The organism is Halomonas faecis (assembly GCF_010993975.1).
Lineage (GTDB): Bacteria > Pseudomonadota > Gammaproteobacteria > Pseudomonadales > Halomonadaceae > Halomonas > Halomonas faecis.
Genome location: NZ_JAACZO010000014.1, coordinates 38,681 through 49,860, shown reverse-complemented (window position 1 = coordinate 49,860; position 11,180 = coordinate 38,681). Strand labels below are relative to the sequence as shown.

Genomic DNA, 11,180 nt, shown 5'->3' with positions numbered 1-11,180 from the left:
CAGATGGCCAAGCCAGAAGGCCTGCGTCGAGGTCAGTTCGTTCATGGTGTCCTCCCGTCTATCAGAGGTCACCAGTGTGATCAGTGGCGATCAACTGCGGTAGATGTGGTTGCTGGAGCGTTTACGTTGTTCGATACCGCCGAGGCCTCGGCAGGCCCCCTGCGTATCGGCCTTCCCGAGGAGTATTCCGGCAGCGAGTTGCCCGACCTGCTGAGCCGCTTCCAGCGCAGCCAGCCAGACGTCGAGTTGTTCGTGCAGTGTGCCAGCAGCGAGCGACTCGAAGCGTCACTGGAGGACGGTACGCTGGATCTAGGCATCCTGGTGGCCGATCAGGAACATCGACGTGGCGAACTGCTGGGTTACGACCCCACCTGGTGGGTGATGTCGGAAACGCTCGACCTAGACATGCCCTCGTCAGGCCCGCTGCCCTTGGTGCTCTTCGATCAGGCCTGCTGGTGGCGGCAATGGGCACTCGATCAGTTGAATGTCGCCGGGCGCGAATGGCGCATCGCCTACACCAGTGACAGCATTGCCGGCGTGGCAGCGGCGATACGGGTCGGCCTTGGCATCGGTGTACTGGGTCGCAGCACGCTACCAACGGGGGTGAAGCGCGTCCCGGACCGGCTGGGATTGCCGGACTTGCCGGGCTCACACCTCATGTTGCGGCAAGTGAATGCCGATGCGCCCGGTGCAGATGCGATGGTGAGACTGATTCAGAGACACTTCCGGATCGAGGAATGAAGTGTCATTTCAGGATAGGGTAATGAACAGCAAGTTTCGGCCAGAAGCGGCCAGAAGCGGTCGTTCAGCAAGGCCTGATGTGACATTGAACTCACCGGTGGCAATGGAGCGTGAGCGGAATTGGCATCCGGTGCAGTGAATGGTTATGAGCTAGCCTAGCACACACGCCTTGAATAATCCCTTTCGGTCAAATGCCTGCCCCGAATCACTCGCTATATTTTTTTTAAAATATTTTCAAACGTATCGCTATCACTGTAACCGTCGACCGTATAGCCAGACAACATTTCCCATAAAAGCCTTAAAAAACCATTGCAACCTAGATAGTCACCTTCTCGCACACCCTTTAAGGTAATCGACATTGTCTTTAACCTATGTAGAAACGAAACTACCTCAGCGTCTTTAATATCAATATTTACCAGCAACAAAATCACTGATTCTTTTAGGGATTCAAATTCTAGCAATATTTCTTCTAGCGCCTTACCATCTAAGTTATTTGAAAAAACATACCATCTGTTCTTGTTATCGCCGACTTTAGTATGAAAATACCTTTTAAACGCTCTGACATCTGCAAGCTCATCTATAAGCCCTGCCGAATATGGCTCTGAACTATTGTGCAAAATATGCCGTACAATTTGTTTTCTGAATTCTCTATACTCAGAAATGAAGTTTTCCTTAATTCTTTTCTTCTTGAAATATTCTGGCAGAAAAACCACTAAGAAGTAAAACCAAATACTAACCAGCATTCCAGATGAAAGGTTGAATACAATATCATTTCCGACGACAAACCGGCCAAAAAAAGTACCATATCCATTTGACAAAAGCACGTCATTACTAGATTTAACTACAAGAAAAACACTTAACCCGCCAACAACTAGCAATAGGTGATTAATGTACTTCACTTAACCTCCATTTGAGAGCATAACACCGTATTCAACGGCTTGTCCGTTGTAATGCCTTGTTAACTTTAGGTGTCTAACATATCCCATTCGTCACCTAATACCCAACGCAGTGCCGATAACTTACCATTGATCATCCCCCACTCAAAGTCACTCCATGGACCTGTGTCTTCATATTTTCCTTCCACGCGTTCGGCTGACTTGATAGCACCTTCGAGGATATGCTCATGAATTACATCTGAGCCATAGCGCTCGGTCCCTTCCGGTATGACTTCAATTTCACCATGTTCGATACCCCACATACGATTTTGGTGGCGGTTGTACCAGACTTTATCAACCAGCTCATCCATAGCATCCAACATTTCTCTCAAACCCCGAGTTTCTTCTGTAAAATCATGCTCAAACTCGAATTCAGCGAGCGAGCCTGGATCAATATGACCGATAGCTGAGGCTAGATTATTGAAGTATAAAGAGTTCGATATTGAGAATATCTCGTCAAAATCTGCATGCGGATTTCGATGATCTTTCGAGGAAAAGTCGTTGTGATTATGGGTAACAAAAATGCAAGTATCATGGTTACTGTTGAGGCTGCTCACAAATTCAAAAAACTGCTCAATGATGACAGCATCCGCGACAGAGTTTTTGCTGATATGAAACGGAGCTCTTTTTTCAAGCCCACGGTGAACGGCGGCGATTTTAGAACGGTCACTAATTGGAATGATCTTTGCGGATTCAATTAACCTTTCAACTCTATGGATAGTTGCGTAGTTCGCCTCAGTCAAAAGCGGCAACCTTGCATTGATATCATTTAGAACCTCCATGGTCTCGGCTTGCTTTTCACCAGCAAACTCATTTACCACAGCTTTGACCTGTTTAAACTCTTGAGACAATCGTTGAGCAGTTTTCTTCGCCACACTCTCTTTATTTCGCTCATACTCTTCAATAACCAGATCGGCTAAGACCAGCTTCACACTGTTTGAGCGCACCAGTTCCTCTAGTGCAGATACGAGGGGGAGATCACTCCTCTTCGTGGAAACATCCAGCAAGACACATGTATCGAGGAAGATGTAGTTCATATAGCCCTTATTCTGGTTTATCTCTCGTCACTACAGCCGACTCAAGTTAACGCCAAGCACAGCGGTGCGAGCTTGCGAGCGTCCGGCGGCCCAGGCCGCGAACTGCCGCGATTGGTTAGGCGGGCTCAAAGTACACCCGTTAACAGTGCCACTACCACACCGCCAACAATAGTAATAAATAGTCCAATACCAATCATACCTACAGGCCGCTGATACCATGGATGCAAACCGGTATTAGGTTTAGGAGATTCAGGCTCCCCATTATCAGAGATATTTGCGTCTCTTGCTGTAACCATGCTTTCCTTGGAATGGATTGCCCCTTCAGTGTTGCCTCGCAAATCAGCGCCATCGACGTCTATAAAACTGCCACTATCCGCGCTAGCACCGTAACCTTTGTTCCCGGTGATTTTTGCACCAGTAGCAATGATAGTAGAGTTTCCCTCAGCTTTGATTCCGCCCATTTAACTCTCCCAATTTATACGCCTAACATTCAGCGCAACCGGCCGGTTTTGGAGCGCCAGCAGAAAAACCGGTCCGCGTTTACGCTGTTGTTAGCACATCTCATACCGACTCACCGTGACTTCTCACTTTCGTGCTTCTTCTTTACTTCGTCAAGAAAACTCCCGCCTTGAAGATCTTCTCTCGCAAACAAACGATCTGCTACTGCTGCTTTTATTTTATTTTTTTCGTCATCTGGAAGTTCGGCAAGAAAAGGGTCAATGGACGCGAGCTCAAGCTCAACGCGTCTATTCCTTCTCTCCACTTTGTGATGCTTATCTGCCTGTCTTGCTCCATAACCAGCAAGCGCAGCAAATGTTAAAACAACACCAAACCGCGCCAAAAACGCCCCTAGATTAAAGTCATCGAATGTTCCATGAAATGCATAAATTGCAAATCCAACCATTCCGGCTAACGAGAGTAAGGAAACGCCATCCCAAAAACGCCCAACTCTACGCTCCTCATTAGCAACGCGTTGGTAACCGCCGACCATTCCTGTGTTTGCGATTACGTGTACCAGACGCTCTGCTTTTTCCTTTAAATTTTCAAGCCCTGATATAACGCCATCCGCCTTGACACTTAATTCCCCTGAGACACTATTGAGTTTTGTTTTGGAGCCTTCTATCGACGCGTCAAAATTTTCCTCATAACTGGAGCGAAGCTGCTCCATTTTTTCCTCCTCAGCCTTAAGTACGCTAGCAGCTTCACTGCGTCGAGCCTCTTCCGCTTTAGAAAACTGTGATTGAAATTCATTCACAACTGAATCTAAGCGTGACTTTTGCTCCTTGATCGAGACTTTTAGAGCATTAGCTTCCTCTCGCAGGCTCTCTATAGCTTTACGAGTCTCTCCCAGTTCTTGTTCTGCGTATCTGGCATTCTGACCCACGGATTTTCGAAACGAGCTTATTGCGTCTCGCACTTGGTCAAGGTCAAGGTCAATAGCGGGGACCCACAATGCTTTCGCAGAGGAAAGAATGCTATCGGCTGCGGTAGACGCATTAGTTATATGGTTGACATTTTTATTTGACTTATACTGCGCCAGCTCCTGCTTGATTTTCGAAAACTGCTGATCTGCACTCTTAAGTGCTTGGAAGGAAGTGAGTTCTGGGTCCGCGGATGATACTTGACTTAGAAAGAGGTCAATGACGCGTCTCAACCGATGCAATGACTCCCTAACTTCTGTGCTCAGACCCAACTCATCAAGCACATCAATAAGCGAACGTACTTCCTCAGCCCTGGAAAGGGACGGGTGTTCATTGATTTTTTCTTCTATATAGGACAACACACCCTCCATTTTTTAGTGATAACGCCGCCAGCACGCGCGGCTTTGTAGTGTAGGCGAAGTCGCAACGAATAATCCGTCGCTGCACCTGGCCTTGTTAAGTATTACTGGCCTACCTCTTGAAATGATCTAAATGACCTGAAAGGTTCGTATTAAAGACCCTCAAAAATTCTTTCTTATCGTTGAAATTGTAAATGTGACCTCGAAAGCTATAGAGCTCCATAAGGGCTTCCTTGTGGGAAAATTGATCTAAGTCTAAACCAAACGTCACGACGTACCTATTGCCAAGGTAGGTGTCAGTTCCAAGATCATAGCCATACAGCCATACAGCCATACACCATCTTCTTTCGAATAAACCTTTTTAACGAAGAGAGGCACTTTTATTTCCCCCTAGGAAGTCTTGGTTCTTAACTGTTAAGCATCTATTCGGCGCGCTCTATGATTGGGTGAACGTGCCGGCACGTTTGTCCGGAAAATGCAGCCTGCCAAGGCTCCTGAAAGCCTTTGATTCTTAAGGATATTGATCAACATTAGGCCATATATCCAAGGTTCGCACGCCTGCCGCATTTTCCTGAACGGCCGCTTTGGGTCGATAGCCGTCATTCCACTATCTCCTTATAAAATGCCAACCTTCCTTCGATCACTTCAATCCCCTCCTTCGGCAACTCATAACTCCACGCCACATCCTTGTGCTGGCCAAACGAGAAATACGCGGCATCGCCCTTGAATGGGCAGTGGGTCACCGTCTTGGAGGGCGTCAGCAGCTCCATGCGTACGTCGTCGCGGGGAATGTACTGGCGTGGCGGATAGCCGCGTTCACGGAGCTCGATGGCGCGGGTGGTATCGGCAAGCGGGGTGCCGTCGATGACGACACGCACCCGGCGGTCGTGCGGGTGCAGGGTGATGCGGGGCTCGGAGGAAGCCGGTGCCATGGTGCCATCCCTTGCGTACGGGTTGTGTCGTTATCGTGTCATTGGATTCAGCCTAGCACCGAAGGATGTTTTGCCCCATGCGCTGGATCAACGGAATGGCCGGGGCAGTACACTCAACGCGGTGGCCCATGGCCAGGCAAGCCGCGTCGATGCACCACACCACGGCTCCTGGAGATGCTAGGGTTCGAGAGAATCCTACCCAATGGCTCAGCGACCATGTCCCACGTCGACATCACCGTGATCTCCGATGCCATCTGCCCATGGTGCTTCATCGGCAAGCGCCACCTCGATCTCGCCCTGGCCGAGCTGCCCGAGGAAGTCGGCGTATCGGTGGCCTGGCACCCTTTCGAGCTCAACCCCGACATGCCCGCCGAGGGGTTATCGCGGCGCGACTATCGCACCGCCAAGTTCGGCTCGTGGGAGCGCTCCCAGGCGCTCGACGCCCAGGTAGAGGCCGCTGCCGCCCAGGCCGGTCTCGAGATTCACCATGAACGCATGACACGAACGCCCAACACCTTCGATGCCCACCGGCTGATCTGGCTCGCCGGGAAACATGGCGTCCAGTCGGCCGTGGTCGACGCGCTCTTCCGGTGCTACTTCGTCGAGGGGCAGGACATCGGCGACAGCGCAGTACTGGCCAACGCTGCCCGAGACGGCGGGCTGGCGGATATCGACCTCCCCGCCTTCCTGGCGGGCGACCAGGGCCGGCGCGAGGTAAGAGCCGCCCTCGACGAGGCGCGGCGCCTGGGTGTGAGCGGTGTACCCACCTTCATCATCGACGATACCGTCGGTCTGGCGGGCGCCCAACCACCCGAGACACTGCGCCAGGCGATTCTCGAGCGTTGTGGAGGAACCGTCTGAGCGTTCCAATCCCTCCGGTGACCGATAGCCGACGCTAGGCTAGCGCCGGGAATCAGCGCTTCGGCGCGGCTTCTGGGTACCTGGGCAGCTCGTCATCGAACTCGAACCATTCGGCCTGGGACGAGACCCAGGCGTGGTAGCGCTTGCTGGGCGCTATCGGCGTATCCAGGGTGCCCAGCCGCAGCCGTTTGGCTTCGGGCAGGTCGTCGCGGGCGCTGTAGAGCGGGCTGCCGCATTCGGCGCAGAACACCCGCGCCTTGCCCGGCGTGGCGCGGTACTCCTTGAGGTATTCCGCGCCCTGGGTGATGCGAAAATCGGCCGAACGTATGGGCGCCACGGCAACGAAGGCCGAGCCCTGGGCCTTCCGGCACTGCTGGCAGTGACATAGCGAGACTTCATCGATCTCACCGCTGATTTCGTAGCGAACCTTGCCACACAGACAGCTTCCCTTGTGCATCGGCATTTCTCCCGGTCGGGTTTTCGGGCAGATGGCCGGTGCAGTATAGTCGGCAGTCAATCCCTTCCCTAAGAGGTGTTCGTCCAATGCGCCATTGATGCCGCCGTCGTTATGACGGCCAGTCTCCACCGGCCCCTGCCGCAGGGGGAGTGCTTGGCATCGCAGGAATGACGCATGACGAACATCCATCTCGTACTTCAAGACGTGTCCCTCGTTCTGCCGGATGGCAGAGTGCTTTTCTCCGGCCTTCAAGAGCGGTTCGACAGGCGCTCGACGGGGCTGGTGGGACGCAATGGCGTGGGCAAGACTTTGCTGGCACGCATCCTGGCCGGCTCGTTGCAGCCCACCACCGGGCACTGTCGGCGTGCCGGCAGCGTGCATTACCTCGCCCAGCAAGTGGTGCAGGCCGATGACGCCACAGTGGCAGACCTGGCGGGAGTCAAGCATACGCTGGATGCGCTGGCGCGCATCGAGTCGGGCAGTACGGCACCGCAGGATTTCGATGCCGTAGGCGATGACTGGGACATTCCCACGCGCCTCCGCCTGGAGCTGGAGCACAATGGGTTGGGTCACCTTGACGCCGAGACGCCTGCGAGCGTGCTTAGCGGCGGCGAGGCGATGCGAATCTCCCTGATTGGCGCCATGCTCTCGGGGGCGGACTTCCTGATTCTCGATGAGCCGAGCAACCATCTCGACCGGCCGAACCGGCAGGCGTTGATCGAACAACTGCGACGCTGGCCGCGTGGGCTGATAGTGGTCAGTCATGACCGGCAATTGCTGGAATCCATGGAGCGTATCGTGGAGTTGTCTTCCCTGGGGCTGCGCGGCTACGGGGGCAATTACTCGTTCTATGCCGCGGCCAAGGCACACGAGCGACAGAGCGCCCTGGAGACGCTGGCTGAGCGCAAACTCGAACGTCAGCGCCAGGCACGAGCGATGCGCAAGCAGATGGAACGCCAGGAGCGGCGTCAGGCGCGCGGCAATCGACAAGGCAAGGAGGCCAATCAAGCCAAGGTGTTGCTGGATAGGCAGAAAGAGCGCAGCGAAGTCTCATCGGGCGCGCTGCGCAAGAACCAGGCTGCTAGCTTGGCACAACTCAACGAGCGCGTGAGAGACGCCGCGCAGCATGTCGAAGATGAGGCGCCAATCGCCCTACATGACATCCCCATCGCGCAGGCAGCGAAGCGTCGTGTGGCCGAGTTGGATGACGTGGAACTGCCTTACGTATCGGGAGCCACCCGCCGCATCAGCCTGATCGTCAGCGGGCAGCCGCGCATCGGGGTCGTCGGCCCCAACGGCTGTGGAAAATCCACGTTGCTGCGCGTGATGGCCGGCAGGGTCGAGCCCTTGGCCGGGGCCTGCCAGGTGACTCCCGAAAGGGCCTATCTGGACCAGAAACTGGAGAGCCTGGATCCGGAAAAGACCGTGCTCGACCAGTTACGCTCGACCAATCGCACGGCGACCGAGGCGGAACAGCGCATGCGCCTGGCGCAGTTGGGGCTCGATGCGCAGAAAATCGCAACACCCAGTGGCGCGCTGAGCGGAGGTGAACGGTTGAAGGCAGCCCTCGCTTGTCTACTCTACGCCGATACGCCCCCGCAGTTGCTGTTGCTCGACGAGCCGAACAACCACCTGGATTTGCCCTCGGCTCAGGCGCTGGAAACCCTTTTGCGTAGCTACCGGGGTACATTGATCGTGGTGTCGCATGATGACGCCTTCCTGGATAACCTCGAACTCACGGATCGCCTGCTTGCCACTGAGCAAGGCTGGCGGTTGGAGCCACTCCGATCATCCGACTGATTCTCACGGCAAGGAAAGCAGCCGCCGGAGGCACGCCCAGCGCGTTCTCGTCGTAATCCTGCAGCAGCCGCCAAGTGCGGGCGTAACCCAGGATCAGGCTCACCACCTCCTGGCCCAGGTCCGATACCAGCTCTTGCCGGGTGAGCGTCTGGCCGAGCAGCTCCACAGCCTGCTCCAGCTCGGTGAGGCCCTGCTGGGCCAGGCGGTGCTCGTTGAGGCTGTAGCCCTGAGTCAGGTGCTCGCGGAGGACGCGGGTAGCCCACTGGCGGAAGCGGGTGGCGCGCCGGGAACTGACCCGGTAGCCCACGGAGATCACCGCATCGAGGTTGTAGTGCTTGAGCCGGCGGCGGACCTGGCGGTTGCCTTCCTGTCGAACTACCGAGGATTCCTCGGTAGTTGCCGACTCATCCAGCTCCCCCTCTGAATAGATGTTCTTGAGGTGCAGCCCGATATTATCCGTCGAAGTGTCGAAAAGATCGGCCATCTGGCCCTGGGTCGCCCACAGCGTTTCGCCTTCCAGTCGGACCTCCACCGGCTGGCGGGCATCCTCGAAAATCACGATCTCACTCATACAGCCCCCTGCGGTTCATGCCGGCGCAACCGCCTCGTGCTTTCACGCCCAGGTTGCGGGTATCCACCGGGAACGGCATGCACTTGGCCCCGGCGTGCTTGAGCAGGCGGTAGATGCTGGTGAGAGCGGTGAAGGTCTTGCCCGCGCCGATTGAACGTCAGCCTAGCACCGAAGCATGACTTGGCCCATAGCCGGCTCGGTCGAGGCGCCAGCGCCGAGATGAGTCGTTAGACGGGCTCTCGAGTCGTCGCCTGAACCCCAGCACGTATCAGCGAGGCAAAGGTTGCCGCCGCTTCGGCCTCGCTGCAGTTGCCCCGCACCATCGCGGCCGAAATCGCATCCCCCGCGCCGATCAAGGCGACGCAGCGACGTTCGAGCTCCGCGTCGGTCAGTGAGGAATAGGGCTTCAGCGCCGCCGCGAACAGCTGGACATAGTTGTCGAGCAGTTCCTGATAGACCGTTTCTTTCTCTTCACTCCCCGTCAGCGCGGCCCCGATGGCATGCCACTCACCGCTGGTATCGGCATGGCAGTGCACGTGGGCTGCTGCCAGCAGCGAGGCGGTTTCCTCGAGGCTTCGCTTCTCGCTCGTCAACGTCTCGCGCAGCGCGTCCGATTGCCGACGGTCGATCAGCCTGTACAGCTCGATCAACAGCGTCGAGCGCGTGCCGAAATGATCGTAGGCGACCGGCTTGGATACCCCGGCACGTGCCGCCAGGTGACCCAGCGTGAGCCGGTCCGCCCCTTCTTCCCGCACGATGTGCTGTGCCGTATCCAGCAGCTGGCGCCGCCGTTCGGGTCCGGAAAGCCGCCGGGCCCGCGTTGCCTCTCTTGTCTCGGGTGTCGTGCGCTTCACAGCCGCCCTTTCCTTCGTGTTTTGGCATGTTGAAAACCTACCATGAGTAGGTTAGCGTTACCAAACCTACTTTTGGTAGGTTTTGTTCATTCGACACGGAGACTCCCCATGTCAGCCGCACCCATACTGCTCATCGGCGGTGCCGGCATCGTCGGCCGCCACACCGCTCGCTTGCTGCGCGATGCCCATCCGGATATCCCCTTGCTGATCGGCGGTCGCGATCTCGCCAAGGCGCAACGCGCGGCCGCCGACATCGGCAACGCCGAGGGCACGACGGTCGATCTCGCTGCCGAGGATCTCGGACTCGGCGGACGCCCCATCGGGGCCATCGCGATCTTCTTCACGGACACGACCACCGCCGCGCTACGCTTCGCCCAACGACACGGGGTGCCCTTCATCAGCATCTCCCCCGCCATGTACGAAACCGGCCCCGAGGTCGCGGCCTACATGCATCGCCCGAACGCTGCACCGGTGATCCTGGGGACCGAATGGCTGGTCGGGGCGACGACGATTCCCACGCTCGAGTTCGCCAAGACGTTTCGTCATGTCGACGCGATTCGCCTCGGCGCCGTGCTGGATGAGCAGGACGAAGGTGGCCCCGCCTCCTTCGACGACCTGGAGCGTCAGACGCAGGCCATTCCCGCCGTGCAGGTGCGCCGGCAGGGTGCCTGGGTATGGCGCCGCGGCGACGACCTCGCGGCCACTTTCCGCGCCGCTGACGGCACGGCGATGGACGCCACGGCCCTATCGCCCCATGACGTGTTTAGCCTCGCCACCGCTATCGACGCGCCGAACGTCGAGTTCGACCTGGCCATTGGGGTCAGTTCCAGCCGCCGTCGCGGCGAGCCGATGTCCACCGAGATCCTGATCGAACTCGCCGGGGAGGACCACGCCGGGCAACCGCGGCGCTCGCGCCATGCGGTGATTCATCCCGATGGACAGATGCCGCTGACGGGGCTGGGTGTCGCGCTGGTGCTCGAACGCCTCCTCGGGCTCGACGGTAAGCCGCCCACACCGGCCGGGCTCTACTTTCCGTACCAGTTGCTCGAGCCGGCGGGCTACCTGGAACGGTTTCGGCAGGCCGGTGGGCAGATAGTGGCACTCGAGGCGCGACACTATTCATGACGCCATTACCGACACCCTTGCCGAACCGTCATCGACGGTAGCAAACAGCCAGGCGTGGCCAGCGCCAGATCAAGGTTGCCGTTCCCA

Annotated in this window: 12 protein-coding genes; 4 read left to right on the top strand and 8 right to left on the bottom strand. The window is 56.6% G+C overall.

Annotation, left to right across the window (positions count from 1 at the left end; genetic code table 11):
• On the top strand, window positions 1–741 hold a 741-nt coding region (locus tag GFD32_RS09070; RefSeq protein WP_240455591.1), incomplete at its 5' end, for a LysR substrate-binding domain-containing protein.
• 212 nt (window positions 742–953) lie between these two features.
• On the opposite strand, the gene GFD32_RS09065 is transcribed toward GFD32_RS09070, so the two are convergent.
• The 5 genes from GFD32_RS09065 to GFD32_RS09045 form a co-directional block, all read right to left on the bottom strand.
• Window positions 954–1,640, bottom strand: coding sequence for a hypothetical protein (locus GFD32_RS09065; protein ID WP_163576232.1), 687 nt, complete (start codon window positions 1,638–1,640; stop codon window positions 954–956).
• 65 nt (window positions 1,641–1,705) lie between these two features.
• Complete coding sequence (locus tag GFD32_RS09060; RefSeq protein WP_163576231.1) at window positions 1,706–2,713, bottom strand: PIN domain-containing protein; 1,008 nt, start codon at window positions 2,711–2,713, stop codon at window positions 1,706–1,708.
• A gap of 125 nt (window positions 2,714–2,838) precedes the next feature.
• Entirely contained in the window at window positions 2,839–3,174 is a 336-nt protein-coding gene (locus GFD32_RS09055; protein WP_163576230.1) for a hypothetical protein, read from the bottom strand.
• 110 nt (window positions 3,175–3,284) lie between these two features.
• Window positions 3,285–4,493, bottom strand: coding sequence for a hypothetical protein (locus tag GFD32_RS09050; RefSeq protein ID WP_163576229.1), 1,209 nt, complete (start codon window positions 4,491–4,493; stop codon window positions 3,285–3,287).
• A 599-nt stretch (window positions 4,494–5,092) separates the two neighbouring features.
• Window positions 5,093–5,425, bottom strand: coding sequence for a DUF427 domain-containing protein (locus tag GFD32_RS09045; protein WP_163576228.1), 333 nt, complete (start codon window positions 5,423–5,425; stop codon window positions 5,093–5,095).
• A gap of 216 nt (window positions 5,426–5,641) precedes the next feature.
• Here GFD32_RS09045 and GFD32_RS09040 point away from each other — a divergent pair, with 216 nt between their 5' ends.
• Window positions 5,642–6,286, top strand: coding sequence for a DsbA family oxidoreductase (locus GFD32_RS09040; RefSeq protein WP_163576227.1), 645 nt, complete (start codon window positions 5,642–5,644; stop codon window positions 6,284–6,286).
• Window positions 6,287–6,338: 52 nt separating this feature from the next.
• Here the strand turns inward: GFD32_RS09040 and GFD32_RS09035 are convergent, their stop codons facing one another.
• Window positions 6,339–6,743 carry a GFA family protein gene (locus GFD32_RS09035; RefSeq protein WP_163576226.1) on the bottom strand — a complete coding sequence of 135 codons (405 nt, stop codon included), beginning with the start codon at window positions 6,741–6,743 and terminating at the stop codon, window positions 6,339–6,341.
• A gap of 174 nt (window positions 6,744–6,917) precedes the next feature.
• Here GFD32_RS09035 and GFD32_RS09030 point away from each other — a divergent pair, with 174 nt between their 5' ends.
• The gene (locus GFD32_RS09030; RefSeq protein WP_163576225.1) at window positions 6,918–8,543 is read left to right on the top strand and encodes an ABC-F family ATP-binding cassette domain-containing protein; all 1,626 of its coding nucleotides are present in this window, start codon (window positions 6,918–6,920) and stop codon (window positions 8,541–8,543) included.
• Here GFD32_RS09030 and GFD32_RS09025 read toward each other — a convergent pair.
• Both GFD32_RS09025 and GFD32_RS09020 read right to left on the bottom strand, forming a co-directional pair.
• Window positions 8,479–9,114: a virulence RhuM family protein gene (locus GFD32_RS09025; RefSeq protein WP_205599078.1), complete on the bottom strand. Its 636-nt coding sequence runs from the start codon at window positions 9,112–9,114 to the stop codon at window positions 8,479–8,481. The two genes, GFD32_RS09030 and GFD32_RS09025, sit on opposite strands and share 65 nt — an antisense overlap.
• A gap of 227 nt (window positions 9,115–9,341) precedes the next feature.
• Window positions 9,342–9,968 (bottom strand): TetR/AcrR family transcriptional regulator, encoded by a 627-nt coding sequence (locus GFD32_RS09020; RefSeq protein WP_205599077.1) that lies wholly within the window; start codon window positions 9,966–9,968, stop codon window positions 9,342–9,344.
• Window positions 9,969–10,076: 108 nt separating this feature from the next.
• On the opposite strand from GFD32_RS09020, the gene GFD32_RS09015 reads away from it, so the two are divergent.
• Entirely contained in the window at window positions 10,077–11,093 is a 1,017-nt protein-coding gene (locus GFD32_RS09015; RefSeq protein ID WP_163576224.1) for a Rossmann-fold NAD(P)-binding domain-containing protein, read from the top strand.
• Window positions 11,094–11,180 lie beyond the last annotated feature (87 nt).